Raw genomic sequence first — 24,480 nt, 5'->3', positions numbered from 1 at the left:
AAAATGAAACAGTCCAAGACAGCGCTATTGATCATCGATGTCATTAATAAAATGGATTTTGATGGTGGAGAGAATCTGCTTGACCATGCTTTGCCAATGGCGGACCGTCTTCAGGCATTTAAGAAACGGGTGAAGGAAGCAGGTTTTCCGGTGATTTATGTTAATGACAACTTCGGGTTATGGCAGGATAACGCAGAAGAAATCATCGAAGAATGTAAGCAAGGAAGAGGAAAGCCTGTAATTGAAAAAATGCAGCCGGATGAGGATGACTTCTTCGTCATCAAACCGAAGCATTCAGGATTTTTTGGAACGCAATTGGACATCCTTCTCCATCAGATGGGAGTTGAACAATTGATCATCACCGGTCTTACTGGAGATATGTGTGTGCTTTTCACTGCAAATGGTGCGTACATGCGGGAATATGATCTTTTCATTCCAGAAGACTGTGTTGCCTCTGAGCAGGAGGAAGATAACAAAAATGCATTGGAAATTATGAAGCGGTCTCTTTTTGCTGATATGACACAGAGTGATGAATTGGATTTGGACGCTATGAAATGATTGACATTGACAGGTCGGCTTCGAATCGCATATGATAATAGCAGAAGGTCTTCGGACCACCATTTCAAACTCTCTAAGGAGTATGTTTTATGAGTGTGAGTGTTCTTAACTAACCCGTAATCGAATACGGTCTTGAAAAGTTTTTTTGACATGCAGACATGCAGGTCTGTTTCGTGTTGCTTTTCAAGAACAGTTGAGAACAAGCATGTATAGCGATAAAGAATTTATATGAATTCTGGCTATGACGTTCTTTGTCATAGCCTTTATTTGTATAGAAATGGTGGTAGAAGAAGACCGCAGGAACAGGAGGGATCCAGTTTCTGCACATCACATCTGCCTGCTTTAGCCGCGATAAGCATTAGCTTGTCGTGGCTTTTTTTAATGGCAGAAAAAAGGAGCAACGATTAATAATGAATACTCATACTTTTGAAACATTGGAATTTGATACGATTTTGAAGGAAGCATCCCATTATGCGTTTACTGAAAAAGGGAAGGAAACAGTGAAAGCCACTCGACCTTCACTGAATAAGCGCCAGATCGAACGGTGGCTGGAGGAAGTGACCGAAGCGGTTGAAGTGCTGCGAATCAGCAGCAGTGTTCCGATCCACAGTCTTGATGATGTATTGCATATTCTTGAGTATGCGGGAAAAGGCATGTACATTCGGTCGGATCAGTTTACGAAGCTGTTATCCTTCCTTGACCATTGCACTAAGCTGAAGCGGTTCATGGAAGATAAGACATACGCTGCACCAACGATCAGCAGCTACGCTTATTCGATAGAAGACTTATCAGAATTGGAAGCGGAAATTCAGCGATGTCTGAGACATGGGCAAGTCGACGATTATGCGACGAAAGAATTGCAGAGGGTCCGCAAGCAATTACAGATCCAGCAAACGAGATTGAAAGACAAAATTCAGCATATGGCGAAATCGGCAAAATATAAAACAATCATGCAGGAGCAGACAGTAGCTGAGAAGAATGGACGATTCGTGTTGCCGATCAAACGGGAACACCGCAATAAAATCAATGGTGCAATCATCGATCAATCAGCATCAGGAGCAACACTTTTCATCGAGCCTTCAGAAATCGGGGAAATGCAGGAAGAGATCCAGATGCTACGGATGGCAGAAGAGCATGAAGTGGAACAGATCCTCTACTATTTGACAGGCTATGTCATGGAACAGGAGCATGCATTGAAGATTGCAGTGGACACGATGCACCAGTACGATGTCATTTTTGCGAAAGCGAAATACAGTTTGGCATTGGATGCGACAGCACCACAATTGAATGAATCCTACTTGATCGATTTGAAAAGCGCAAGACATCCATTGCTTGGAAAGGATGCCGTGCCGCTTACGATCCAATTCGGTGAAGGAGATCACGCGCTGATTATCACCGGACCGAATACTGGCGGGAAGACGGTGACGCTGAAAACCATCGGTCTGCTTACATTGATGGCACAGTCCGGATTGCATGTGCCTGCAGACGAAGGGACTTCCTTGCACATGTTCCAGCAGATTTTTGTAGATATCGGTGATGGCCAGAGTATTTCAGAGAACTTGAGTACGTTCAGCTCAAGACTGGTGAACATCATCGATATTCTACGCGAAACGAATGATCATACGATGGTATTACTGGACGAATTGGGATCAGGAACAGACCCCGGTGAAGGAATGGGGCTTGCGACTGCGATTCTGGAGCAGCTGTTTGAAAAGGGAGCGACGATTTTCGCTACGACCCATTACAGTGAGATGAAGGAATTTGCAGAAGAAAAGCAAGGGTTCATGAATGGATCAATGGAGTTCGATATTGAAACGTTGAAACCGACCTATCGTCTGCTGCTCGGGCAGACAGGGAAAAGCCAGGCGTTTGAAATCGCTATGAAGCTTGGCATGCACCCAACTATTTTACGGCGTGCCCACCAAATCACCTACAAAGAAGATAGAGAGTTTGATGTCGAGGAACAGCTATTGAAGCAGGCAAGCATGGAAAAACAAATCTCCGTGAACCGTTATGCCAGAAGAAAGCCGAAACAACAGGAGAAGGGAGATCAAAAGTATCAGCAGGGAGATAATGTAACAATCATGGCAACAGGGGAAACGGCAATCGTTTATAAGGGTCCGGACGAAAAAGGGGATTATATCGTTCAGGTCAAAGGGGAAAAGCAGAAAATTAATCATAAACGGATCAAACTGCATATCCCTGCCAGCGAATTGTATCCTGATGATTATGACTTCGATATCATTTTCAAATCCACGGAGTACCGAAAAACGAAAAAACAGATGGAGCGCAAATATGTGGAGGGTCAAGTACTCCACGATGAAGAGTGAGCTGGCACATTCAGAGATGCAAGGCAGTGGAAGGTATCATTTAAGCCATGGTATAGTATGGAAAACAGCTGGCTAAGGAGGAATTCCGATGAAAAGAAAGACGAAAGGTATCATCATCGCAGTGATCATCGGTTTGATCGGTGTTTTCCTGATTCCTGAAGCTTATGCCTATTTGACGAAAAGAAATTATGAAAGTGAAGCTATTATGGCAGAGGATGTTCCGGAAGGGTATGAAGTAGCTACCTTTGCCGGCGGGTGCTTCTGGTGTATGGAACCCCCTTTTGAAAAGTTGAAGGGAGTAGCGGAAGCCGTATCTGGATATACAGGGGGAGACCTTGAGAATCCGAGCTATGAGGAAGTTTCCGGCGGTGGAACCGGCCATGTGGAGGCAGTCCAGGTTTACTATGATCCTGAAGTCATCACTTATGAGCAGTTGCTCGATGTATTCTGGCGACAAATCAATCCTACTGATGATGGCGGACAATTCGTCGATCGCGGTTTCCAGTACACCTCAGCAATCTTCTACCATGATGAACAGCAGAAGGAAGCAGCGGAAACCTCGAAACAGGCGATATCTGAAACTGGTCGGTTTGATGAAGAACTAGTGACACCAATTCAGCCAGCAGAGGAATTCTACCGGGCGGAGGAATACCACCAGAATTATTATAAAAACAATGAACTGCGCTACGACTTTTACCGAAACGGTTCTGGACGTGATCAGTATCTTGAAGATATGTGGGGAGAAGACCTTGAGCTTGACCTTCCAAAAAAATAGCAAGAAAAAAACGCTTGGATTAAATTCCAAGCGTTTTGTTATGATACGAGCTTCAAGCCTACGACTCCGACGATGATGCATCCGATGAAGGACAATCGTTTCACATCGACACCTTCTTTAAAGAAGATGATCCCGATTATGACCGTTCCAGCCGACCCAATCCCTGTCCATATGCCATATGCCGTTCCGACAGGCAGACTCAGTAAAGATACTGAAAGGAAATAAAAGCTGCAAAAAGCAGCCACAATCGCTGCGATCGTCGGTTTCAATATCTTGAATCCATTCGATTTTTTCATGAAGAACATTCCGACCATTTCAAAAATACCTGCAAAAATCAAAGATACCCATGTCATCAGGAGCACCTCCTTAGTGTGTAGTTTCTGAAGGGACATTTTGGGTGGAAGTCACCTTCAGGCCAATGATTCCTGTAATGAGGATGATGATGAATAACAGTTTTGTAAAGCTGACTTTATCTCCAAGCATGAGAATACCGATTATTGTCGTACCGATTGTGCCTATCCCAGTGAAAACCGCATAACCGGTGCCAATATCGATTTCCCTCAATGCCTTAGTGAAAAAGTAAAAACTGATAAAAATAAGCGCGACTGTAATCGCACTGATCAGCGGCTGCGTGAATCCCTCAGACAGCTTCAACCCCATTGCCCACGCTATTTCAAACAACGAACCGACTAATAAATATACCCATGCCATAATTTTTCACCCCTAAATTTCAGGATGTTGGATTCCCAACCAGAATACTTTCCAGCTCGCTTCCTTGCGAAGAAGGTATTCATCTTCCCCGTAAAAATGTCGTTCCAAAAACAACCCGTCAATAACCGTATAGAACGAAGCGGTCAATGTTTCAAATGGGAGATCCCGGATTACCGCTTCTTCTTTCCCTTTATGGAATACGTCTTTCAGAATTTCAGTGAATGTTCCTTCGACTTCTTTGAATTTTTCCTTGATGACTTCAGCGAAGCACTCCGGCGGGAAAAACGTCACGCGCTTCCAGAACAAGCCAACTTCTGATGTTGCCATCCGTTCATTGTACTGCTCGAATAGTTCGCGCAATTGTTCCTCACAAGTCAGGTCGGAGGCAATCTTCAATTCCTCCGAGAAAAATGCACGCTCCCGACGGATAACTTCATCCAATACCTCACGGAAGATATCCTCTTTACTGTTGAAATGATTGTAGATCGATGGCTTTTTGATTCCGACAGTCTTAGCGATATCGGATAGTGCTGTATCTTCATAGCCGAATTGGCCAAACATATCTAATGCAACATTCAATATTTTATCTTTCGTCATATTCGACACCTCAGTTTCGCTAACTAACGTTCGTTAGTCTATTCTAACACTTGTAAAAATAGGTGTCTATCCTTTCTTTTTGGAAAAATAAACAAGTTTGTATTGTTTAATAGAGGGAAGACGAACTATAAGAGATAACAGAAAATTCAGCAATATTTTACAATAAAGGAGAATGTGGACCTGTGCCTACAACCATTTTTACATTGGATCGATACGAAGGTGGCTACGCTATACTGATCGAAGAAGGGGTAGAATCGAACCAGCTCCTCGTCTTGCAGGAGCGACTGATCGAGTTCGCCGAGGCTGGCGATGTACTCTCCATCGAATTCGATGTGATCGGCAATTTGAGTCAGGTGAAAGTATTGAAAAAGAGAGAATTGGAAGAACTGTAAGAAGTGGAGCATTTTCACTTGTCCGGTTTGTGGACGAGCTGGAAATGTTTTTTATTTTTGTGATTCGGTCATATTTTCGGTTTTTCGGTCAACATGCGGGTGAATTCGGTCATAATTCAGTAAAATCGGTCAAAAAAGCAGAAAGTCGGTCATAATCCAGAGCGAGTCGGTCAAGACCCACCTGCCTGCGAGATACCAGCTGGAAATTGTGATATACTACAAACAAATGTTCTGAAGGCGGGAGAGTGTATGGAGGAATTATTGACTGGATTGAATGAATCGCAGCAGCAGGCAGTGATGGAAACGGAAGGCTACATCCGGGTGATTGCCGGGGCAGGGTCAGGCAAGACGAAGGCACTGACCCATCGGTACGCATTTCTCGTGAATGCGCTAGGCATTGAACCTTCTAATATTTTATGTGTCACGTTCACGAACAAAGCGGCCCATGAAATGCGCAGAAGGGTGAAGAAGCTGATTGGCGGAGAGCAGGATACTGGCTTCATCACTACGTATCATGGATTTTGTGTGCGCGTGCTTAGAGAGGATATCCATCGGTTTTTCTATCCGAAGAACTTCGTCATCCTTGACGTCGAGGATCAGAAGACACTGTTAAGGGAAATTTTCGAAGATCTCGGATTGAAGCTGAATGACAAGACGTTCAAGCGCATCCTTGATAAGATCGGGATGCTGAAAGGGAATACGCATTATGTGAATCAGATGATTACGAGGGATGCGATGGTGCCTTTAGACGATGCAGGTGATTTGGACAGCCAGATCATCCAGCTGTATTTAAAAAAGCAGAAGCGTGTCTTCGGGCTTGATTTCGATGACTTGATCAATTTTACCTTTGTACTATTCCACAAGTATCCGAAGGTATTGGGAAAATGGCAGGATCGCTTGTTCTATATTCAAGGGGACGAGTTCCAGGACAGTAATGAAAAACAATTCGAGCTGATGCGTATGCTGGCGGAAAAGCATCACAACCTTTTTGTTGTCGGTGACCCTGACCAGACAATTTATGAATGGCGCGGAGCGGATCCGAAATACATGGTCGAGTTCCAATCCTTTTTCCCGGATGCCCAGACGATTTTCCTTAATCAGAATTACCGTTCGACTCCTGAGATCCTTGCAGTGAGTAATTCTCTGATCAAGCACAATGTCTTCCGGGTCGATAAAGAGATGATTACCGAAAATCAAGAAGGGCTGAAGGTCATCCATTATCACGGGAAGGACGAGAACGAGGAAGCGAAGTGGATTGTCGACAAAATCGAAGATCTGCTTAAGAAAAAACAGGCATCGAAAGATGAGATTGCCATCCTGTATCGGGCGAATTATTTATCACGCTTCATTGAGCAGGCGCTTATCAAAGAGAATATCGACTACACCATTTTTGGCGGCTTCAAGTTTTTCGATCGGATGGAAATCAAAGATGCAATTGCACATCTGCGTATGATCGCATTTGGTGATGATCTTTCTTTTGCCAGAATTGTCAATGTTCCCAAGCGGCAGATAGGGAAAAAGCGAATGCAGTTCCTGCGTGAACGTGCGGAAGCGGACGGGCTTACGTTGTATGACACGTTGAAAAAGTACGTCGATCATCCACGCCTGCAACGGACACAGGCACAGCAGTTCATCGATGCTATCGAATCCCTGCGCTCCCGTAAAAAGGACAACCATGTTTCAGAGCTGTTGCAGGACGCGTTGCAGCGGACAGGGTATGAGGCCTATATCAGGGAAGATGGCGACCAGGAACGTCTCGATAACCTGACTGAACTGCTTCATTCCATTGTGCAGTACGAGCAGACGATGGGAGAAGACATAGAGTTAGAAGAATATCTGCAGATGCTGACGCTCTATACGGATAACGATTTGGAAGGCAAATCAAATACCGTTAAGCTGATGACGATTCACACGGCTAAAGGGTTGGAGTTTCCATATGTCTTCCTTGTAGGTATGACAGAAAGTGTACTGCCGAATGTGCGTACCCTCAGGGATCGTAAGGAGCGTGGCTTGGAGGAGGAACGTCGCCTTGCTTATGTTGGTATGACACGAGCGGAAAAAGAATTGTACCTGACAGAATCGGAAGGTTATCAGAGTGGTGGCGTGAAGAAATATCCATCCAGATTCATTTTTGAGTTGGATGAAGATGCCTATCAGCGAATCGGGATTCTCGATGAAGAACTGGAAAAAGAAGCCAAGGAATATATTAAAGCAGCCTATGGTACGGACCGGGTGGCAAATGAGCAAGGCCATCCGAAAGGGACAAAAGTGCGTCATCCCGTGTTTGGCGAAGGGGTGATTGAGGAAATAGATCATAAAAAGAATACGTACCTCATATATTTTGACAATTTGAAAGCCCCAAGACCGATCAGCAGGAATTTTAAGCGATTGGAAGTAATTGATCAATAGAAGGAGGGAGTTCTTGGCGGATTCAATAGTAAATCCTTTCATGGATCACCTTGATTTAATCGTATTTATCATCAGTGTACTTATCATAAGATGGCTCATTTTGTTCGTAACAAAAAAATGGAGCAACTACAGAGCCAAGATAGTTCGTGTTCATATGATCGTGAAAAGCTTGATCAACTGGGTCACTTTCTATGGGATCGTCATCTATCTTCTCTTTTATTTTCAAAGTTCAACTTGGATGCTCGATGGGATTTTCAATATTGGCCAGGAAGAAGTATCGATTTTCCTTATCATTCTGGCAGTGTTGATTGTATCCATTACAAACCGGGTTTCGGCACTGGTAAGAGATTACCTTTTTCCAACCGTCTATAAGAAATATGAACTCGATCGTGGTGTCCAGTTCACTTTTGATAAAGTATTTCATTACATCGTGATGGTACTGGCAGTCATCATCAGTCTTTCCACTGTAGGGTTTGAATTAAGTGCTCTTACAGTTTTTGCTGGAGTAATCGGTGTCGGAATCGGATTTGGATTACAAAATATCGCCTCCAATTTCATCTCCGGTATCATTATTCTATTTGAGAGACCGATCAAAGTAGGAGACCGTGTGATTGTGAATGATATCATTGGCGATGTGGTAAGAATAAATATGCGTGCCACTGTCATAAAGACATTGGATAATGAGCATATCATTGTGCCGAACTCCTATTTCCTGGAGGAGCATGTGATCAACCGTTCTTATAGTGATAAATTGATGAGGCTTGTCATGCCTGTCGGGGTTGCCTATGGAAGTGATGTGGAGAAAGTGAAGCACGCTTTGATGCAGGTGGCTGCTGATGAAGCAGAGGTATCAAAGACAGTCCTGCGTCACCCTGAACCGTTTGTCTATTTTAAAGAATTCGGGGATTCGTCATTGAACTTCGAGTTGTTCGTCTGGATAAGTAATCCGCAACATGTCATTATGGTTCGAAGTAATTTGAATTTCCGTATCGATGCAATCTTCCGAGAAAAGGGCATCGAAATTCCTTTCCCGCAAAGAGACTTGCACCTTCGCAGCGTCGATCAGCATGTGCTGGAGGGTATATTGAATAATGAAAAAGGCAAAGAGTGAATGATGCTCTTTGCCTTTTTTGTTCAATACCGGATTGGAGCTCTCGATTTGGGTTTGTGAGGCTTTTTATCTTCAGCTTCTCCATTGAGCTTGTCATAAATTTTGACTAACTGATGGTAGATGGCGAGCAATACTGCCAAAATGGCACCAAGTAGTATGGTACCGCCAAACCCATCACCCACTATTGCCAGGAAAAAGGCAGCTCCGATACAGATGATGAAATAGATATACAAAACCATAGTTCTTAATCTCCTTTAAGTTTAAATCTTGTTGCTGATAGGAGGAGGTTAATCCTAGGAACCCTTAGCACCAATACGCTGTACAACTTTAGAAGCAGTCAGGTTTGCAAATTTCGCAGCTTCGATCAAGTCTTTTTCTTCCATATAATTTTTAAGGAAGGCTGCGATAAAGGCATCCCCGGCACCAGTCGTATCAATGGCTTCAATCGTAGGTGCCGGGATTACATGAATGTTGTTTTCAAGCATAACCATGCACCCTTCACTGCCTAATTTAAGGACCGGGTGGCGCACGATGTCTGAAAGTGCAGCTAGAACTGCCTTAGGCTCCGTTTCACCTGTCAGCAGTTGTCCTTCTTCAAGGTTTGGGAAGAAGTAGTCGATCCCATCTATAAACGAAAGCATCGTCTGTTTGTGGTTTCTCAGGAAGTAGGTGGAGCTAGGGTCGACGGCAATAGGTACACCGTGTTGTTTTGCAATTTGTTTAGCAGTTTCAAGTGCTTCTCTTGTTGTATCCTCAAAAAGGCTGTAACCGGACAAATATAAACAGGAACTATCTTTGATCGTATCCTGCGCATGATGAATCTGCTGCATATTCAAATGGCGATTCGCGCCACGGTCCGTGAACATGGTGCGCTCGCTTTCCTCATCATCAACAAGGATGACGATTTTTCCTGTTTCGTGCGTTTCGTCACGGTGAAGCTTCAATGTGACACCGATATCTTCTGCGTGACGGATTAAGAAATCTGCATTCACATCATCTCCGACCCTGCCGATCAAGGTGGACCGTCCGCCGGTAAGTGCAATCCAGGAGGCAACGTTATTTGCCTGCCCACCAGCATGAGTCGTGATGGAAGATTCCGAGTCGGTAGCAAAATGCATCCCATTATGCTTGACGATGATGTCGACAACGAGGTCTCCAATGACAGTGATCATTTCTGATGACACACTGCGAGCTGTGCAGCAACCTTTGCATTGTTTTTCATAAGAGCGATATTCGCTTTCAAGCTTTCTCCGGCTGTTGCGTCTTTGATATGTCCGAGCAGGAACGGCGTGATATCTTTTCCTGTTATGCCACGCTGGTCTGCTTCAGTCAAGGCATGGTCGATGATGCTCTGGATATGATCGCGATCCATGGCGTCGGCATCAGGGACAGGAACGGCTACGTGGACCGCCTGCTCCAGACTCAAGTGGTGTTTGATCTTCATGATTTTCGCCAGTTCTTCTTTCGTAATGGAAGGAACTTCGTGTTCGGTTTCGCGGAAATAGAATCCAGGGTATCGATCGGTTTCATAACCATAGACAGGGACGCCTAACGTTTCAAGAAACTCCAGCGTCTTAGGAATATCGAGGATGGATTTCACCCCTGCCGATACGATGCAGATGTTACATTTGGAAAGGGCCACAAGGTCCGCAGAAATATCCATATGATCCGCGACACCGCGGTGTACACCACCAAGCCCGCCTGTTGCGAAAAAGTGAAGGCCAGCCTGTTGGGCAGCATAAGCCGTTGTGGCTACTGTTGTAGCACCAGTCTGTTTCTTGGCAAGTACGCCAGGAAGGTCCCGGATACTTGTCTTGATTACTCCTTCCTCAGTTGCGAGTCTCTCAATCTCGTCTTTCGTAAGGCCGACTTTGATCTGTCCATCCATCAAAGCGATCGTAGCTGGTACAGCACCTTCGTTTCGGATGATATCCTCAACCTCAATCGCCATGCTGACATTATCCGGATAGGGCATACCATGAGAGATGATGGTGGATTCGAGCGCTACCACCGGTTTTTTATGTATGATTGCATCTAACACTTCATCACTGTATTGCATCGTTTTCATGTGATTACCTCCCTTTGCCTTTGGGGTCATTTTACAACAAAAGTGTAAGCGATAACAGGAGGAATATTCGCAATTCATCAAGAATTCAAAAATAGAGGGGAACAGTCCCCCGCCACTTTAACGCGTCAACGCAGAGCGGGACAGTCCCTCACCACTTTAAAGCGTTGAGGGACTGTCCCTTGAAGGAGGATGATTTGGATGAATTATAGAATCAGAGAGTATGTTGAAGAGGATTTTGAGTCGATTCATAATCTGAATGAATTAGAGGGCTGGAGTAATCTTGTTGAGAATCATGAACAAACAAAACAAGCGTGGAATCACTCACCAATCACCCTGGTAGCAGAAGGGGAGGACTCAACGATCATCGGTTATCTGAGAGGATTGACAGATGGTAGTGTAACGGCATATATATGCGAAATGTTGATTAATCCTGAAGCAAGAGGGGAAGGTATTGGACATGCATTATTAACCAGCGTTCATGATCGCTATCCGACCTGCCGTATTGAAATGCTGGCTTCAACCACTTCAAAATCATATTATGAGCAGCAAAGCTTCCGTACCTTCTATGGTTTCCGGAAAGCATCACAAGAATGGTAAAAGGAAAGGAATTGTGTGCCGATGACAATCAAGTTCTCCAAAATGAATGAACAGGACTTCAAGGAATTCTATGATGTAGCAACTATCAATTTTGCCAACGACAAAATCAATAATGGAAGCTGGCCCGAACAGACAGCGCTTGAACAATCAAAAGAGGCGTTTCAATCCCTGCTGCCGGATAATGAAAAAACAGAGAATCATTACTTGAAAAATATCCTTTTCATGGACAGGAAGATTGGGTACATGTGGTACGCAATCAATTCTACTGAACCTTCTCCACATGCCTATCTTTACGAAATATTCATCAACCCGGAGTTTCGAGGAAAAGGATTCGGGACAGAAGCGATGCGGTTATGCATGAAAGAAATTGAACAAAAAGGAATCGATGACGTGTGGCTGCATGTTTTCGGCCATAATCACGGAGCGTTGAAGCTCTATCAGCAGCTCGGGTTTGAAACCACCGATTACACGATGAAGGCAAGCGCAAAACAATTCGACCATTAAAAAGAGCCTGGGATCGCTCCCAGGCTCTGCTTTTATATATTATGATTTATCAACGTAATGGGCGATTTTCGCTCCAGTTGAACGTGGCATGAATTTTGCCAAATACGCACCCGATTTATTTACGGCGCCAGGAATGACGACCCGCTTCCCTTTGACAAATCCTAGGAAGCCAGCTCTAGCGACAGCTTCTGCGGACATCGTATTGTTACGCAACTTGATATGATCCGCCTGTGCAGTTGAGAAGAAGTTCGTTTCTGTCGCTCCAGGGCAAAGGGTTGAAACGGTAACGCCTGTACCTCGCAGTTCCTCCACCAATGCTTCTGAAAAAGACAACACATATGCTTTGGACGCATAATATACCGCCATTTTAGGACCAGGCTGGAAAGCGGCGGTGCTTGCTACATTCAGCACGCCTTTTGGAATATCGAATAGTGGCGCATTCTTCATGTCCTTCAGGAAATAGTGGGTCAATTCGGTCAACGCAGTAATATTCACCTGAATCATTTCCTGCTGTTTTTCCATTGCAAGTTCATCGAAGTCTCCGTTCAAGCCAAATCCTGCATTATTGATAAGTACCTCGACTGTTCTTCCTTGCTGCCTAACTTTTTCATAAAGCTCTTTGGCTGCACCTGGTTTACTCAAGTCCTGTGTCAGGATGAGGACAGGATGGTCTCCAAGCTCTTCTTTCAGCTTGATCAGTTTATCCTCTGAACGTGCTACGATGATCAGTCCATAGCCTGCTTTCGCAAACAGCTTGGAGAACTCATAGCCGATTCCACTGGATGCGCCGGTAATCAGTGCCGTTGGTTTCATTTTTTACCACCTCGTTTTAGTTGGTTACTTTAAGTCTATAGCCCTTCCTGTGTATTAACAAACATCAATGCGCATTAATACTTTAAGCAAGTTCCTTAGTTCGGAAGACGAATGTTGCAGCCAGCAGTAAAATAACGACACAAACGATTGTGACCGCTGCAGTTCCCCATAAGTCACTGGACACCGAGCCGTCCACCAGCATTGTTTGAATATAAGGACTTAACTTTGTGGGACTGTAATCCAATGCGTGCCCGAAAATATTGGAGACGATATTCAGTACGATAATGGTTAATACAGACAAAAATCCGACGAGTCCAGGGGTTTTGAACAAAGTGTTCATGAAGACAGTGATACTTACAACCAGCACGATCCACATCCCGTAGAAAAATAAGGCCCACAAAAAGTCTGTGAAAGGGATCGGGTCAAATAAAAGATTGGTATAATACCAGGCTGCAGCCATACCGATTGTAAGAGACCCCAGTGCCAGGACCAGTGTACCTGCCCATTTGGCAAGTATATAGATTCCATGGGAGACCGGCTTCACAAGGACCAGTTCCGCTACACCACTTTTCCGCTCGCCTGCAATCAAGCCCATCGACATCAGCACGATGGTAAGCACACCCAGTTGACTGAACTGTCCGATACTCATCATCAGAATTTCCGGTGAGGAAGGTGTCGGAATGTCGATAGTCGCTCCATCCGGCAGTCCACCGACAGCTTCAAGGATTTGAGGCAGATAGTATGTAGATAACGGATCCATGATTCCTAATAGAATGAATACGATCGGCACCCAAATCCATTTGAAATTACGCGAGATTTCCATCATTTCTCTTTTGAAAATGGTGGTAAACTGTCTCATCATTCTTTCACCACCTTCATGAATAGATCTTCCAAGGTCGCTTTTCCAACTTCAAAACGACTTACCGGCCAGTTGTTCGTCTGAACAAGCTGAAGCAGCTGCTGTCGTGCCTGGTCCATATCAGAAACATAAATGTGCCATTCGCCTTTATCCAACTCAACATGGTCCACGGATGGCAATGCAGCCACTGCTTGCTTATCTGCTTCGAAACCTGCTTCCAGACGCATGTCAATCTTGTCGACGCGGTGCCGGTCTCTTACTTCGTTCATTGAGCCAGACTCGACGATTTCACCTTTATGAAGCAGAATCAATTCATCACTGACTTCTTCAGCATCGTTGAGAATATGGGTCGAGAACAATAACGTCGTTTCCTCTTTCAGCTCTTCCATCAGCGTCAGAACCTCCCGGCGGCCAATCGGGTCTAGTGCGGACACAGGTTCATCCAGCATCAGCAGCTTCGGTTTATGAATCATTGCCTGTGCAATGCCCAGTCGTTGTTTCATCCCCCCTGAGTACTTTCCGATCCTTCGGTTCTTCGCATCTGCTATACCTACACGTTCAAGCAGTTGGTCCGCCCTTGCCGATGCCTCAGTCATGGATAGATGAGCGAGTCGTCCGACATAAACGAGAAATTCCTTCCCAGTCATCCAGTTATGGAAGACTGGATGTTGAGGGAGGTAACCAATCTGCGAACGGATGTCCTTGCCTTTCATTCCCTCGAAGTGAATTTCCCCGCCTGTCGACCGGATCAGTCCGGATAACATTCGTAATGTCGTCGTCTTCCCCGCACCATTCGGTCCTAGCAGTGCGACACATTTCCCGGGTGATAATTGAAAGTCGATTCCTTTTACAACGGGAGTTCCATCATATTTTTTCTGTAAATTTTTCACCGTAATCATTGCCATCAGTTCTGCTTCCTTCCGATTACGAAGTAGAGGATCGGTCCGATAAGGCTGATCAAAATGATGACGAATAACCACATGAATCTTGGGCCGTTCGTTTCTTTGTTTTTCGCCCAGTCGATCAAAGCTACGATCATCAGAATAAGTTCAAGGATGATGATCGGAGCGATCAATCCCCAGTTGACATTTGCTAATTCTTCCATCATGTGTAAAACCTCCTTTATCCTTATTATCATTTACGTTTGCTGCAGAAAAAAGGTTGCAGTTTTTCATAATTTGTTCCGAAAGATTGACATTGGTCATACGATTATTTAAACTAGCATACAAGTCAGAGTAGTCAGATAAGAGTTTAGCAGAGTTGAGAATGAGTGAGCAGAGTTGAGGCAGATGGATGAGTGGAGCTGAGCGAGTACAGGGACGTCAGGGAGAGCCTGAATGGTCGCCTTACCAAACCATCATTATTTCATCCACTATTTTTCCTCAACGTCTCATTCTCCATACCCATATGGAGAGGTGAAGACGATGACCACGCTAGAAAGGTTTATTCAAGATGCCTATACGCATCGAACCATCCCTGTCATGGAATCCTTTTACACGGATACATTGACACCCATTCACATGTTTCAGGCAATGAAAGAAGAGGCAGTCTATATACTGGAAAGTCAGGATCCGGAATCGCCCTGGTCGAATTATTCTTTCATCGGAATGGATCCGATGTTGAAAATCGAACAGCAGTCGGGTCTATTTGTCATTTGCGATTTTGATAAAAAAGTGAAGAAACAATATCAGACATTACAACAAGCGTTTGACGCTGCATTCGAAACACTTGCAGTGAAAGAACCTGATATACCGGTCCCATTTCGTGGAGGGGCAGTCGGCTATATTGGATACGACTCCATTTCCGATTTTGAACCTGTGGAACCGAGACACACAGAAGCTACCAAACTTTCAAACTATCACTTCCTTTTTTGCCGAACATTGATCGCCTATGACCATCGAACGAAAGAAACGACATTGCTTACTTTTGCCAGGATGAATGGGAATGAATCACGCCAACAGCAAATCCGACATTTTGAAACTTCCATACAACGATTGACAATGATGAAAGAACAACTGAATAAGGCTGGAAACACCCATGATTTGATGCTGCCACTCCAGAGTGACGAATCCAAGATGGTACCGATGGAAAGTAATTACACAAAGGAGAGGTTCATCGAACACGTCGGAAAAATCAAAGAGTACATTCACGCGGGAGACATTTTTCAGGCGGTCCTATCGCAACGCTTTGAGAAAGAAACGACATTGGACGGCTTTCAGCTGTACCGTGTGTTGCGAAAAGTGAATCCATCCCCTTATTTATTTTATTTGAATTTTTCAGGAGTAGAAGTGGTGGGCAGTTCTCCGGAACGTTTACTACAGGTGCAGGACGGCAAGCTTGAGATCCATCCGATTGCCGGGACAAGAAAACGGGGGTCCACTACAGAAGAAGATGATCGATTGGCTACAGAATTGCTAGCCGATGAAAAAGAGCAGGCCGAACATCGGATGCTCGTCGACCTTGCCCGAAACGACATCGGTAAGGTTGCAGCCTACGGAAGTGTTGCTGTTCCAGAGTATATGGTGATTGGGCGGTTTTCCAAAGTGATGCACATCATCAGTAAGGTGACCGGGAAGCTCAGAGAAGGCATTCACCCAATCACTGCTTTGCAGGCTGCATTCCCTGCAGGCACCCTATCGGGAGCACCTAAGGTTAGAGCGATGCAAATCCTCAGAGAGCTTGAACCAACTCCAAGACATTTATACGGAGGAGGAATCGTGTATGTAGGTTTTGATGGAAACATCGATTCCTGTATCACGATCCGGACGATGACCCTTCATGAAGGAAAAGTATGGATCCAGGCCGGAGCGGGTGTGGTAGCCGATTCCGACCCTGAGAAAGAGTATGAAGAGACGATCAATAAGGCAAGCGCATTGAAAGAAGCGATTACGATAGCAGAGCGAGTATTTGAGTCGAGCAGAGAAGGAGTGGAGCAGATATGAACCCATTTTTGACGAAAGTGGTGGAAGGTAAAAGCCTTTCAGAGCAGGAAGCTTTCGAGGTCATGGATCAGATCATGCATGGAGCCGTAACAACTGGACAGTTGATGAGTCTGTTAAGTGTATTGCGCTTCAGGGGTGAAACGGTGGCAGAGCTTACCGGGTTTGCCAGAGCGATGCGGGAGAACATGACCAAGCTTGAAACGGATGATGATGATGTCGTCGACACATGCGGGACTGGTGGAGATGGCAGTTCAACCTTCAATATTTCCACTGCAGTTGCAATCGTACTGGCGAGTATGGGTGTGAAAGTAGCAAAGCATGGCAATCGCAAGGTTTCTTCTAAAAGCGGCAGTGCAGATGTACTTGAGGCGCTTGGGATTCCGATCGATGCATCCCCCGAACAAGGTGCACGAGCTCTTCGGGAAAAAGGAATGACGTTCATGTTTGCTCCGACGTATCATCAGGCGATGAAGCATGCGGTCCCTGCACGTAAAGAACTGGGCTTCCGGACGATATTCAACCTGCTTGGTCCACTATCAAATCCCGCTCAGGCAAAGCGGCAATTGATCGGGATTTACGATACTGCTTTCGGAGAAAAGGTTGCGGAGACCTTGAAACAACTGGGATCTAAGCATGTATTGCTCGTAGCCGGTCAAGACGGGCTTGATGAAATTACGATTACAGGTAAAACGGATATTGTTGAATTGAAGGATGGAGGTATCAAGAGATACACAATGACACCTGAAGATGTCGGACTTGAACGAGGCGAAATCAGTGATATCCAGATTGGTACTCCTGATCAAAGTGCAGCCATTATTCAGGACATCATGAAAAATCACGCAAATCAGAGTGCTAAGAATATCGTGCTTCTCAATGCCGGGGCAGGTCTTTATGTGGCAGGGAAAGCGGAAACGATCCAGGAAGGTGTTGAAAAAGTACGCAATGCGCTGGCTACAGGCAGTGTCCTAAGTTATTTTGAAGCGATCACAGAAAAGGAGATGCAGAAATATGCTTGATACGATTCTAGCAATTAAAGCACAGGAATTGCAGACTGTTGTCCTTCCTGAGGCTCAATCAGTCACGAAAAGATCACTCTATGAATCTTTGAAAGCAACTCCCTACGGGCCAGGGCTGATTGCCGAAGTGAAGAAAGCTTCCCCTTCCAAAGGGATTATCCGCGATGATTTCAATCCGGTCGTCATCGCCAACGACTATAATAAGGCAGGCGTGCAGGCGATTTCTGTGTTGACGGACCAGCATTTCTTTCAGGGGCATCGGGATTTTCTCACTTCCATCAAACAAGTGGTCGATGTACCGGTGCTGCGCAAGGACTTCATCATTCACCCGATCCAAATAGAAGAAAGCGCAAGAATCGGAGCAGACGCGATTTTATTGATCGGAGAGGCGCTGGAACCTGAACAGTTGCAGGAACTTTATCTTCAGGCGAAGGAGTTTGAGATGGAATCGCTCGTCGAAGTGCACAGTGAGGAAGTGCTAGAAGGTATACTGAAGCAATTCACTCCAGACATCATCGGCATCAATAATCGCAACCTGAACACATTTGAAACGAACCTCTCCCAAACAGAAAAAATTGCGAAACTAGTTCCGGAAAGCAGCCTGCTAATTTCAGAAAGCGGCATTTACACAAATGAAGATGTTCGCAGAGTGGCTGAAGCTGGAGCCGAGGGCATTCTAGTCGGTGAATCACTGATGAGACAGGATAATCTCCGGCGTGCGGTGAATGAGCTGATGAAAGGAGATGCTTCATGAGTATCGTCAAATTGTGTGGAAATCGTTCAGAACAGGATACCAGACGCAGTGGACAATCGGACGCTACACACCTGGGGTTCATTTTTGTAGAAGGTACGAAGCGGAATGTAGCAGCGGAAGAAGTCGGTAGGTGGGTGGACCGGATCCAGCCAGTTCAAAAGCTTGCCGGGGTATTCGTAGAACCGTCAACTGCTCAAGTTGCAGAAGTTCTGAAACACGTTCCGCTTGATATCATCCAGCTTCATGGGAACGAGACCGTTTCTGAGGTATTGAAGATGAAAGAAACCTTTGCAGTCGATGTTTGGAAGGCGATTCATCATGATGGACACGGGCAAGAAAAGATGGAGCTTTTTCGTGGAACGGTAGATGGCTATGTCATCGATGCAAAAGTGAAAGGGGCTCACGGTGGTACAGGTGTCACCTTCGACTGGGAAGCTGTTCCTGCTTATGTGAAGACGGCAAAAGAGCAGCAGGTTCCCTGTCTGATTGCAGGTGGCATCACGCCAGCAAATGTAGCGGAGGTACTCGCGTTTCATCCGGATGGGGTGGATGTATCGAGCGGAACGGAGACGAACGAAGCAAAAGATGAAACGAAAATCTATACACTAGTGAAAGAGGTGGCCAACCATGCAGCACGTATATCCTGATCAGAAAGGCCGATTCGGAGATTTTGGCGGAAAGTATGTACCTGAGACATTGATGGCACCCCTTCAGGAGCTCGAAGCAGCTCTCGATGAAGCGGTGGCGGATAGGAGTTTCATAGAAGAGTACCATCACGTCCTGCAGGAATATGCCGGGAGACCGACCGCATTAAGCTACGCTGATAAACTTACCGAAAAGCTTGGCGGAGCGAAAATCTACCTTAAGCGAGAGGACTTGAACCACACCGGTGCGCACAAATTGAACAACGCTGTCGGCCAGGCACTGTTGGCGAAACGGATGGGAAAAAGGAAGATCATTGCAGAGACAGGAGCAGGTCAGCATGGAGTTGCATCCGCCACTGTCGCAGCAAAGTTCGGACTCGAATGCAAAGTGTTCATGGGTGAGGAGGACATCCGGCGCCAGGAACTGAACGTTTTCCGGATGAAGCTACTTGGAGCAGAAGTGGTTCCTGTTTCCAGTGGGAACGGGACATTGAAGGATGCGACGAACGAGGCGATCCGTTATTGGGTTGCCAACTGTGAAGACCACTTCTACTTGATCGGTTCTGTTGTCGGACCACATCCGTATCCAAGAATGGTCCGTGATTTTCAGCGGGTGATAGGAGATGAATCGAAAAAGCAATTTTTACAAGTCGAGGATCAGCTTCCAGAGCGGATTTACGCGTGTGTCGGAGGGGGCAGCAATGCAATGGGAATGTTCTATCCGTTTTTACAGGATGAGGTAGAACTTGTCGGTGTAGAAGCTGCCGGAAAAGGTGTTGGCACACTTGAACATGCAGCCACACTTTCAAAAGGAAGTCGCGGCGTCATCCATGGGTCGCTGACGTTTCTTCTGCAGGATGAACACGGACAGATCACTGAACCGTACTCGATTTCTGCAGGGCTTGATTATCCGGGTATCGGCCCGGAGCATGCGTATTTGTTCGACTCAAAGCGTGTACGCTATGAAGCGGTGACGGATAAGGAAGCGCTTGACGCATTGAAGCTGTTGACTCAGACAGAAGGTATCATCCCTGCGATTGAGAGTGCTCATGCGCTGGCACAGGCGTTCAAAGAGGCACCGGAACTTCCGGAAGCTGCTACGATTCTGATTAACTTATCCGGCCGAGGTGACAAAGATATGGCGACATTGATGGACCACTTTCAGGAGGAGGTATGACATGCTGACACAAACAAGCTTCCAAGGAAAACTGGAAAAGACGAAAGAGCTGTTCATCCCGTTCATCGTCGCTGGCGACCCGACACCTGAAGCCACGATCGAGCTTGCATTGAAGCTTCAGGAAGCAGGAGCGGATGTACTGGAGCTTGGTATTCCGTATTCCGATCCATTAGCAGATGGTCCTACGATCCAACGGGCAGCCAAGCGTGCGTTGAAACAAGGGATGTCGTTGAGAAAGGCAGTGGAAATGGTTCCGGCAATGAGGGAAGCTGGATTGGAGATTCCTGTCGTCATTTTCACGTATTACAATCCTGTGCTGCAGATCGGGGAAGAAGCGTTCATCGAGTTGATGAAAACGAACGGAGCTGAAGGTGTGCTCATTCCCGACCTTCCACATGAGGAGAGTGCCCCTATCCGGAAACTGGCGCGGAAGAATGACATCGAATATATTTCCCTGGTGGCACCGAATTCAGAAGACCGCATCCAGTTGATTGCGGAAGAAGCGAGCGGTTTTTTGTATTGTGTATCTACATTGGGTGTAACCGGTGAAAGAAATGAAGTGTCAGATGAGGTGCTGGCGTTCATAAGAAAAGTGAAAGCATATAGCAACGTGCCGGTTGCTGTCGGCTTCGGGATTTCAACGAATCAGCATGTCCACCTGATTCGGGAGCATGCCGATGGGGTGATCATCGGCAGTAAAATCATCCGCCTGATAGAAGAGGAACTGGATGGGCTGGAAGAAAATAATCCGAAGTCGTTAGAGCGTTTTTATGAAGAAGTTCGCAGTTTAGTAGAGTGAGTGAAGGTGAGCAGAGGATAGCAGAGAGGAGTAGAGCAGATGATTTATATGATCGATCACTATGATTCGTTCACGTATAATCTGGTCCAGTATTTAGGTGAACTGGGCCAGGAGATAAGAGTAGAACGCTATGACGAGGCAACGATTGAAGCAATTGAAAAAGAAGCACCGGAGTTGATTTTCCTTTCGCCAGGTCCATGTTCACCAAGTGATGCACCGCAGACGAAACGGATCATCGAGCACTTTAAAGGGAAGGTTCCGATTTTCGGAGTGTGCCTTGGCCATCAGGCAATTGCTGAAGCGTTCGGTGGAAAAGTAATCCGTTCAGAAAAGCTGATGCACGGAAAGTCTTCTTTCATCCATCACGAGGGGACCGGAATTTATCAAGGACTGAAATCACCAACAGAAGCGATGCGCTATCACTCGTTGACCGTCGACTTGAAGTCGCTGCCTGATTGTTTCGAACTGTCTGCTGTTACGGTGGATGGGGAGGTTATGGGCATATGTCATAAAACGTATCCGATTGAAGGTGTACAATTTCATCCGGAGTCAATTGGAACTCAGGAAGGAAAGAAAATACTGAGCAACATGCTGAACATATATTTTAAAAAAGAAATCCTTGCTGTCCGGTGACAGCAAGGATTTCTTCAGCTTTCAGCTGATTGTAAGTCATTTTTCTTTTCCGAACGGTTGATGACTGCTGCACCAACGATATCACCGATGACGTTGGAAGCAGTTCCTGCCATGCCGATCAAGACATCGACCCCGGCAATCAGTGCAACGATTTCAAGTGGCAGGTCGAACATCGTCAGCACCGCTGACAAGGTGACAAGACCAGCAGCTGGAATTCCTGCTGTACCAATCGATAGAAGCGTACCTACAAGTACGATTGTCAGGAAGTCCATCGTGGACAGCTCGAGTCCAGTGACATTTGCCGCGAAGACAATCGATACACCCATCCGAAGCGCACCACCATCTGAATTGAAGACGGCACCGATAGGAAGGGAAAAGTTTGCGATCCGCTCGGAAATACCTGCTTTTTTAGCAGATTCGATAGCAACCGGCAATGACGCCAGACTGCTTGAGGTGAAGAATGCCGTAGAATAAGCATCTTTGGTCTTTACGAAGAATTCACGGATCCCCATTTTGGAAAACTTGATGAATGCAGTGTACACGAAAATCCATAACAGGAAGACACCAAGGTAGAATACGCCTGTGAATTCAATCAGCGACTGGAATGTTTCCCATCCCTGATTCCCGAAAGATGATGCACTGATGGCGAAGATCCCGATTGGTGCGTAAAGCAGGATGCCTTTCAATAAAAGGAAAAACAACTGATTACCTGCATCGAAGACTCGGTATAGTGTACCTCCCGAATGGCGCAGCTTTTCTTCGTCTGAATGGCGCATCGTGTTAAGAGCCAACCCGATGATCAGTGCCAGGAAAAGGATTCCCATCAATTGACCTGAAGCGAATGCCTCGAACAGATTGCTCGGGACAATGTTCAGCAGAACGTAAGAGAATGCAGGTGCTGCAGGCTTATCGACCTGTGCATCAGGCAAAGAAAGCCCTTCGCCAGGATTGATCCACAACGCAAGCGCAACGCCGATCAAAACTGCCCCTGCAGTAGTCGCTCCATAATAAAGCAATAGCTTTCCACCAAGACGTCCAAGATGACCTGGGCGCATTTGGTTGACCGCAAGCACCACCGTCAGGAAGATGACCGGGATGGCGATCATGCTTAGCAAGTTGATCAGAATTGTGCCGAACGGTTTCAGTACCTGTGCATCTTCGCCGAGCAAAATTCCGACGAGGATACCGAGTAAGAAACCAATTGTCATCTTCAATAAGAAAGAAGAATGTTTGTATGAATGCCAGATTTTTTTCATTGTTTCACCCTTTGCAATAGAATAAATCATACCTACCAAGTATAGCGGTAATTTCAATGAAAAGGCGAACGAAATGTGCTTGCCAAACTTCTGAGCTGCATTATATAATACTGGTTGTTGGCATATTTTTGAATACGGGGTATTAGCTCAGCTGGGAGAGCGCTACACTGGCAGTGTAGAGGTCAGCGGTTCGAGCCCGCTATACTCCATCAGTTTTTTGGTTCCACTCACACAAGGTGAGTGGATTTTTTTAATTGGACAGAAGTCCAACATGTTTACACCTCCGCGCGAATAAACTAGCTAAAAGCCCTGCCTGAAGGGGGAGTTGGATGATCCAGGTATCCGGAGAGACGATTCAGCCAAATCAATTGAAAGTCAGCACGATCGAAAATAAAATAGCCGAGCATATATCAAGTGCAGATAACGTGTACTCCTATCCCTCTAAACAAGACCTATTATTCGAACTTACCCTCCGTAAAAACATCATTGATAGTGCAAATCTCATGAATGAAAGTGAAGCGGGCTTCACAACGTTCCAGTATGCCCGCTGCAACCCTATGTATTGGATACTTACATCTGAAGGGGGATTCCGTTTGAGACCGGATGTTTCTCCTTCTGATGCGATCTCGGACATTTTTCAAAACAGTCCACAGTATGCCTTTGAATGTGCAACCGCCTGTGTGATCCTCATCTATCATGCTGTTCTGAAGAGTCTGGATCGTGCTCGCTTCGATTACTATTTTCGAGATTTGTATCTGTACAGCTGGCACACAGACACAGACCTTGGTCTCCAAACGTATTATGGTAATAAATACATTCCTGGTGATATCGTTTATTTTGCGAATCCGGACTTCAGCCCTGCGCTGCCATGGTTCAGAGGAGAGAATGCTGTAGCGATGACCGATGATAACTTCTTTGGCCATGGTCTTGGAATAAGGACGGCCGATGAGATGATCGAATTTTTGAATGAACAACGGTATGAAGGCAGTACAACGTCCGCTTATTTTACCAATTTAATTACCCATCCCTCTTTTCAGCAGTTGGCTCAGCTTTCTGTTAATCCATCGTATCGTTCAGGCTACAAAATTCAGGCTCCGGTTCTTCATCACAATCAGACGTCGATCTGTTATTTGCATTATCTCGCATTTCTTAAGCAATTCTTCCTTTCCTGACTGACAAGGCGTTCACCCATTTTCTCCCTGAAACGGTCCCATTTGATACTAGGTGAGTATAATGTAGTGAATATACACAAGAGAGGAAGGGGAGCACGACCATGTATGCAAATAATGCTGCGCCTGTAATGGGTGCCAACGTCAATGCATCGCCAGTAATGGGTGCGAATATGCCACCAAGGCCTATGTACACTGCACCAATGTATGGCTGCCGTAGACGAGGAAATGAAACGTTCGTATTAGTCGTAGTGCTGTTTATCTTGTTGATCATCATAGGTGCCTGCTACTGCTACTAAACGAATCAGACAGAGAGATAAAAAGGAATAGTAGGAAGGGGAACCTCGGTTAGCCGGGGTTCTTTTT

At 45.7% G+C, this 24,480-nt stretch carries 28 protein-coding genes and 1 tRNA gene; 18 read left to right on the top strand and 11 right to left on the bottom strand.

Going from position 1 to position 24,480, the window contains the following annotated elements; translation table 11 throughout:
* Nucleotides 1-3 precede the first annotated feature (3 nt).
* The 3 genes from ACFQ2J_RS16175 to msrA all read left to right on the top strand — a co-directional run bounded on the left by ACFQ2J_RS16175 (nucleotide 4) and on the right by msrA (nucleotide 3,663).
* Nucleotides 4-558 (top strand): cysteine hydrolase family protein, encoded by a 555-nt coding sequence (locus ACFQ2J_RS16175; protein ID WP_386062935.1) that lies wholly within the window; start codon nucleotides 4-6, stop codon nucleotides 556-558.
* A 410-nt stretch (nucleotides 559-968) separates the two neighbouring features.
* Complete coding sequence (locus ACFQ2J_RS16170; RefSeq protein ID WP_386062932.1) at nucleotides 969-2,888, top strand: endonuclease MutS2; 1,920 nt, start codon at nucleotides 969-971, stop codon at nucleotides 2,886-2,888.
* Nucleotides 2,889-2,976: 88 nt separating this feature from the next.
* Nucleotides 2,977-3,663 carry a peptide-methionine (S)-S-oxide reductase MsrA gene (gene msrA / locus ACFQ2J_RS16165; RefSeq protein ID WP_386062930.1) on the top strand — a complete coding sequence of 229 codons (687 nt, stop codon included), beginning with the start codon at nucleotides 2,977-2,979 and terminating at the stop codon, nucleotides 3,661-3,663.
* A gap of 38 nt (nucleotides 3,664-3,701) precedes the next feature.
* Here msrA and ACFQ2J_RS16160 read toward each other — a convergent pair whose 3' ends face one another.
* Genes ACFQ2J_RS16160 through ACFQ2J_RS16150 form a run of 3 tightly spaced genes read right to left on the bottom strand, consistent with a single transcriptional unit; the run spans nucleotide 3,702 to nucleotide 4,971 of the window.
* Nucleotides 3,702-4,016 carry a DMT family transporter gene (locus ACFQ2J_RS16160; protein ID WP_386062928.1) on the bottom strand — a complete coding sequence of 105 codons (315 nt, stop codon included), beginning with the start codon at nucleotides 4,014-4,016 and terminating at the stop codon, nucleotides 3,702-3,704.
* 13 nt (nucleotides 4,017-4,029) lie between these two features.
* Nucleotides 4,030-4,374, bottom strand: a complete 345-nt coding sequence (locus tag ACFQ2J_RS16155; RefSeq protein ID WP_386062925.1) for a DMT family transporter — start codon at nucleotides 4,372-4,374, stop codon at nucleotides 4,030-4,032.
* Between the two features lie 12 nt (nucleotides 4,375-4,386).
* Entirely contained in the window at nucleotides 4,387-4,971 is a 585-nt protein-coding gene (locus ACFQ2J_RS16150) for a TetR/AcrR family transcriptional regulator (RefSeq protein WP_386062922.1), read from the bottom strand.
* A 182-nt stretch (nucleotides 4,972-5,153) separates the two neighbouring features.
* On the opposite strand from ACFQ2J_RS16150, the gene ACFQ2J_RS16145 reads away from it, so the two are divergent.
* The 3 genes from ACFQ2J_RS16145 to ACFQ2J_RS16135 all read left to right on the top strand — a co-directional run bounded on the left by ACFQ2J_RS16145 (nucleotide 5,154) and on the right by ACFQ2J_RS16135 (nucleotide 8,883).
* The gene (locus ACFQ2J_RS16145; RefSeq protein WP_386062920.1) at nucleotides 5,154-5,363 is read left to right on the top strand and encodes a hypothetical protein; all 210 of its coding nucleotides are present in this window, start codon (nucleotides 5,154-5,156) and stop codon (nucleotides 5,361-5,363) included.
* A gap of 249 nt (nucleotides 5,364-5,612) precedes the next feature.
* Entirely contained in the window at nucleotides 5,613-7,772 is a 2,160-nt protein-coding gene (locus ACFQ2J_RS16140) for an ATP-dependent helicase (protein ID WP_386062917.1), read from the top strand.
* Nucleotides 7,773-7,785: 13 nt separating this feature from the next.
* Nucleotides 7,786-8,883: a mechanosensitive ion channel family protein gene (locus ACFQ2J_RS16135; protein WP_386062914.1), complete on the top strand. Its 1,098-nt coding sequence runs from the start codon at nucleotides 7,786-7,788 to the stop codon at nucleotides 8,881-8,883.
* Nucleotides 8,884-8,906: 23 nt separating this feature from the next.
* On the opposite strand, the gene ACFQ2J_RS16130 is transcribed toward ACFQ2J_RS16135, so the two are convergent.
* Genes ACFQ2J_RS16130 through ACFQ2J_RS16120 form a run of 3 tightly spaced genes read right to left on the bottom strand, consistent with a single transcriptional unit; the run spans nucleotide 8,907 to nucleotide 10,951 of the window.
* Nucleotides 8,907-9,122: a hypothetical protein gene (locus tag ACFQ2J_RS16130; protein WP_386062911.1), complete on the bottom strand. Its 216-nt coding sequence runs from the start codon at nucleotides 9,120-9,122 to the stop codon at nucleotides 8,907-8,909.
* Between the two features lie 54 nt (nucleotides 9,123-9,176).
* The gene (locus tag ACFQ2J_RS16125) at nucleotides 9,177-10,055 is read right to left on the bottom strand and encodes a carbohydrate kinase family protein (protein ID WP_386062908.1); all 879 of its coding nucleotides are present in this window, start codon (nucleotides 10,053-10,055) and stop codon (nucleotides 9,177-9,179) included.
* The gene (locus ACFQ2J_RS16120; RefSeq protein ID WP_386062905.1) at nucleotides 10,052-10,951 is read right to left on the bottom strand and encodes a pseudouridine-5'-phosphate glycosidase; all 900 of its coding nucleotides are present in this window, start codon (nucleotides 10,949-10,951) and stop codon (nucleotides 10,052-10,054) included. The genes ACFQ2J_RS16125 and ACFQ2J_RS16120 overlap by 4 nt, the downstream gene beginning before the upstream one ends.
* A gap of 198 nt (nucleotides 10,952-11,149) precedes the next feature.
* On the opposite strand from ACFQ2J_RS16120, the gene ACFQ2J_RS16115 reads away from it, so the two are divergent.
* Nucleotides 11,150-11,548, top strand: coding sequence for a GNAT family N-acetyltransferase (locus ACFQ2J_RS16115; protein WP_386062903.1), 399 nt, complete (start codon nucleotides 11,150-11,152; stop codon nucleotides 11,546-11,548).
* Nucleotides 11,549-11,569: 21 nt separating this feature from the next.
* Nucleotides 11,570-12,052: a GNAT family N-acetyltransferase gene (locus tag ACFQ2J_RS16110; RefSeq protein ID WP_386062900.1), complete on the top strand. Its 483-nt coding sequence runs from the start codon at nucleotides 11,570-11,572 to the stop codon at nucleotides 12,050-12,052.
* A 39-nt stretch (nucleotides 12,053-12,091) separates the two neighbouring features.
* Here the strand turns inward: ACFQ2J_RS16110 and ACFQ2J_RS16105 are convergent, their stop codons facing one another.
* The 4 genes from ACFQ2J_RS16105 to ACFQ2J_RS16090 form a co-directional block, all read right to left on the bottom strand.
* On the bottom strand, nucleotides 12,092-12,865 hold the full coding sequence (locus ACFQ2J_RS16105; protein WP_386062897.1) for an SDR family NAD(P)-dependent oxidoreductase: 774 nt from the start codon (nucleotides 12,863-12,865) through the stop codon (nucleotides 12,092-12,094).
* An 82-nt stretch (nucleotides 12,866-12,947) separates the two neighbouring features.
* Nucleotides 12,948-13,727: an ABC transporter permease gene (locus tag ACFQ2J_RS16100; RefSeq protein ID WP_386062894.1), complete on the bottom strand. Its 780-nt coding sequence runs from the start codon at nucleotides 13,725-13,727 to the stop codon at nucleotides 12,948-12,950.
* Nucleotides 13,724-14,629 (bottom strand): ABC transporter ATP-binding protein, encoded by a 906-nt coding sequence (locus tag ACFQ2J_RS16095; RefSeq protein WP_386062891.1) that lies wholly within the window; start codon nucleotides 14,627-14,629, stop codon nucleotides 13,724-13,726. The genes ACFQ2J_RS16100 and ACFQ2J_RS16095 overlap by 4 nt, the downstream gene beginning before the upstream one ends.
* A complete protein-coding gene (locus tag ACFQ2J_RS16090) occupies nucleotides 14,629-14,832 on the bottom strand; it encodes a PLD nuclease N-terminal domain-containing protein (RefSeq protein WP_386062888.1) in 204 nt (67 codons plus the stop codon). Before ACFQ2J_RS16090 ends, ACFQ2J_RS16095 begins: the two co-directional genes overlap by 1 nt.
* Before the next feature lie 316 nt (nucleotides 14,833-15,148).
* Between ACFQ2J_RS16090 and trpE the strand changes: the two genes are divergently transcribed.
* Genes trpE through ACFQ2J_RS16055 form a run of 7 tightly spaced genes read left to right on the top strand, consistent with a single transcriptional unit; the run spans nucleotide 15,149 to nucleotide 21,689 of the window.
* Nucleotides 15,149-16,666: an anthranilate synthase component I gene (gene trpE / locus ACFQ2J_RS16085; RefSeq protein WP_386062886.1), complete on the top strand. Its 1,518-nt coding sequence runs from the start codon at nucleotides 15,149-15,151 to the stop codon at nucleotides 16,664-16,666.
* Nucleotides 16,663-17,682, top strand: coding sequence for an anthranilate phosphoribosyltransferase (gene trpD / locus ACFQ2J_RS16080; protein ID WP_386062883.1), 1,020 nt, complete (start codon nucleotides 16,663-16,665; stop codon nucleotides 17,680-17,682). The genes trpE and trpD overlap by 4 nt, the downstream gene beginning before the upstream one ends.
* A complete protein-coding gene (gene trpC / locus ACFQ2J_RS16075) occupies nucleotides 17,675-18,436 on the top strand; it encodes an indole-3-glycerol phosphate synthase TrpC (RefSeq protein ID WP_386062880.1) in 762 nt (253 codons plus the stop codon). Before trpD ends, trpC begins: the two co-directional genes overlap by 8 nt.
* Entirely contained in the window at nucleotides 18,433-19,083 is a 651-nt protein-coding gene (locus tag ACFQ2J_RS16070; RefSeq protein WP_386062877.1) for a phosphoribosylanthranilate isomerase, read from the top strand. The genes trpC and ACFQ2J_RS16070 overlap by 4 nt, the downstream gene beginning before the upstream one ends.
* Entirely contained in the window at nucleotides 19,064-20,257 is a 1,194-nt protein-coding gene (gene trpB / locus ACFQ2J_RS16065; RefSeq protein ID WP_386062874.1) for a tryptophan synthase subunit beta, read from the top strand. The genes ACFQ2J_RS16070 and trpB overlap by 20 nt, the downstream gene beginning before the upstream one ends.
* A gap of 1 nt (nucleotide 20,258) precedes the next feature.
* Complete coding sequence (gene trpA / locus ACFQ2J_RS16060; RefSeq protein WP_386062871.1) at nucleotides 20,259-21,056, top strand: tryptophan synthase subunit alpha; 798 nt, start codon at nucleotides 20,259-20,261, stop codon at nucleotides 21,054-21,056.
* A gap of 39 nt (nucleotides 21,057-21,095) precedes the next feature.
* The gene (locus ACFQ2J_RS16055) at nucleotides 21,096-21,689 is read left to right on the top strand and encodes an anthranilate synthase component II (protein ID WP_386062868.1); all 594 of its coding nucleotides are present in this window, start codon (nucleotides 21,096-21,098) and stop codon (nucleotides 21,687-21,689) included.
* 14 nt (nucleotides 21,690-21,703) lie between these two features.
* Here ACFQ2J_RS16055 and ACFQ2J_RS16050 read toward each other — a convergent pair whose 3' ends face one another.
* Entirely contained in the window at nucleotides 21,704-22,945 is a 1,242-nt protein-coding gene (locus tag ACFQ2J_RS16050) for a dicarboxylate/amino acid:cation symporter (protein WP_386062865.1), read from the bottom strand.
* 136 nt (nucleotides 22,946-23,081) lie between these two features.
* Here ACFQ2J_RS16050 and ACFQ2J_RS16045 point away from each other — a divergent pair.
* The 3 genes from ACFQ2J_RS16045 to ACFQ2J_RS16035 all read left to right on the top strand — a co-directional run bounded on the left by ACFQ2J_RS16045 (nucleotide 23,082) and on the right by ACFQ2J_RS16035 (nucleotide 24,413).
* A tRNA-Ala gene (locus tag ACFQ2J_RS16045) sits at nucleotides 23,082-23,154 on the top strand.
* Between the two features lie 120 nt (nucleotides 23,155-23,274).
* On the top strand, nucleotides 23,275-24,117 hold the full coding sequence (locus ACFQ2J_RS16040) for a protein-glutamine gamma-glutamyltransferase (RefSeq protein ID WP_386062862.1): 843 nt from the start codon (nucleotides 23,275-23,277) through the stop codon (nucleotides 24,115-24,117).
* 101 nt (nucleotides 24,118-24,218) lie between these two features.
* Nucleotides 24,219-24,413 carry a YjcZ family sporulation protein gene (locus ACFQ2J_RS16035; protein WP_386062859.1) on the top strand — a complete coding sequence of 65 codons (195 nt, stop codon included), beginning with the start codon at nucleotides 24,219-24,221 and terminating at the stop codon, nucleotides 24,411-24,413.
* Nucleotides 24,414-24,480 lie beyond the last annotated feature (67 nt).

Origin of the sequence: Thalassobacillus hwangdonensis, from assembly GCF_042675915.1 — a bacterium.
GTDB lineage: Bacteria > Bacillota > Bacilli > Bacillales > Halobacillaceae > Thalassobacillus_A > Thalassobacillus_A hwangdonensis.
Note: the sequence above shows the minus strand (reverse complement) of the source record. Positions and strands in the feature narration are given on the sequence as shown.

Coding starts and splice junctions, on each gene's coding strand:
- ACFQ2J_RS16155 (WP_386062925.1), bottom strand. CDS start 4,374: ATGGCATGGGTATATTTATTAGTCGGTTCGTTGTTTGAAATAGCGTGG.
- ACFQ2J_RS16110 (WP_386062900.1), top strand. CDS start 11,570: ATGACAATCAAGTTCTCCAAAATGAATGAACAGGACTTCAAGGAATTC.
- msrA (WP_386062930.1), top strand. CDS start 2,977: ATGAAAAGAAAGACGAAAGGTATCATCATCGCAGTGATCATCGGTTTG.
- ACFQ2J_RS16040 (WP_386062862.1), top strand. CDS start 23,275: ATGATCCAGGTATCCGGAGAGACGATTCAGCCAAATCAATTGAAAGTC.
- trpD (WP_386062883.1), top strand. CDS start 16,663: ATGAACCCATTTTTGACGAAAGTGGTGGAAGGTAAAAGCCTTTCAGAG.
- ACFQ2J_RS16050 (WP_386062865.1), bottom strand. CDS start 22,945: ATGAAAAAAATCTGGCATTCATACAAACATTCTTCTTTCTTATTGAAG.
- ACFQ2J_RS16150 (WP_386062922.1), bottom strand. CDS start 4,971: ATGACGAAAGATAAAATATTGAATGTTGCATTAGATATGTTTGGCCAA.
- ACFQ2J_RS16105 (WP_386062897.1), bottom strand. CDS start 12,865: ATGAAACCAACGGCACTGATTACCGGCGCATCCAGTGGAATCGGCTAT.
- ACFQ2J_RS16115 (WP_386062903.1), top strand. CDS start 11,150: ATGAATTATAGAATCAGAGAGTATGTTGAAGAGGATTTTGAGTCGATT.
- ACFQ2J_RS16070 (WP_386062877.1), top strand. CDS start 18,433: ATGAGTATCGTCAAATTGTGTGGAAATCGTTCAGAACAGGATACCAGA.
- ACFQ2J_RS16160 (WP_386062928.1), bottom strand. CDS start 4,016: ATGACATGGGTATCTTTGATTTTTGCAGGTATTTTTGAAATGGTCGGA.
- ACFQ2J_RS16095 (WP_386062891.1), bottom strand. CDS start 14,629: ATGGCAATGATTACGGTGAAAAATTTACAGAAAAAATATGATGGAACT.
- ACFQ2J_RS16175 (WP_386062935.1), top strand. CDS start 4: ATGAAACAGTCCAAGACAGCGCTATTGATCATCGATGTCATTAATAAA.
- ACFQ2J_RS16090 (WP_386062888.1), bottom strand. CDS start 14,832: ATGATGGAAGAATTAGCAAATGTCAACTGGGGATTGATCGCTCCGATC.
- trpB (WP_386062874.1), top strand. CDS start 19,064: ATGCAGCACGTATATCCTGATCAGAAAGGCCGATTCGGAGATTTTGGC.
- ACFQ2J_RS16035 (WP_386062859.1), top strand. CDS start 24,219: ATGTATGCAAATAATGCTGCGCCTGTAATGGGTGCCAACGTCAATGCA.
- ACFQ2J_RS16130 (WP_386062911.1), bottom strand. CDS start 9,122: ATGGTTTTGTATATCTATTTCATCATCTGTATCGGAGCTGCCTTTTTC.
- trpA (WP_386062871.1), top strand. CDS start 20,259: ATGCTGACACAAACAAGCTTCCAAGGAAAACTGGAAAAGACGAAAGAG.
- ACFQ2J_RS16140 (WP_386062917.1), top strand. CDS start 5,613: ATGGAGGAATTATTGACTGGATTGAATGAATCGCAGCAGCAGGCAGTG.
- trpC (WP_386062880.1), top strand. CDS start 17,675: ATGCTTGATACGATTCTAGCAATTAAAGCACAGGAATTGCAGACTGTT.
- ACFQ2J_RS16120 (WP_386062905.1), bottom strand. CDS start 10,951: ATGAAAACGATGCAATACAGTGATGAAGTGTTAGATGCAATCATACAT.
- ACFQ2J_RS16055 (WP_386062868.1), top strand. CDS start 21,096: ATGATTTATATGATCGATCACTATGATTCGTTCACGTATAATCTGGTC.
- ACFQ2J_RS16170 (WP_386062932.1), top strand. CDS start 969: ATGAATACTCATACTTTTGAAACATTGGAATTTGATACGATTTTGAAG.
- ACFQ2J_RS16125 (WP_386062908.1), bottom strand. CDS start 10,055: ATGATCACTGTCATTGGAGACCTCGTTGTCGACATCATCGTCAAGCAT.
- trpE (WP_386062886.1), top strand. CDS start 15,149: ATGACCACGCTAGAAAGGTTTATTCAAGATGCCTATACGCATCGAACC.
- ACFQ2J_RS16100 (WP_386062894.1), bottom strand. CDS start 13,727: ATGATGAGACAGTTTACCACCATTTTCAAAAGAGAAATGATGGAAATC.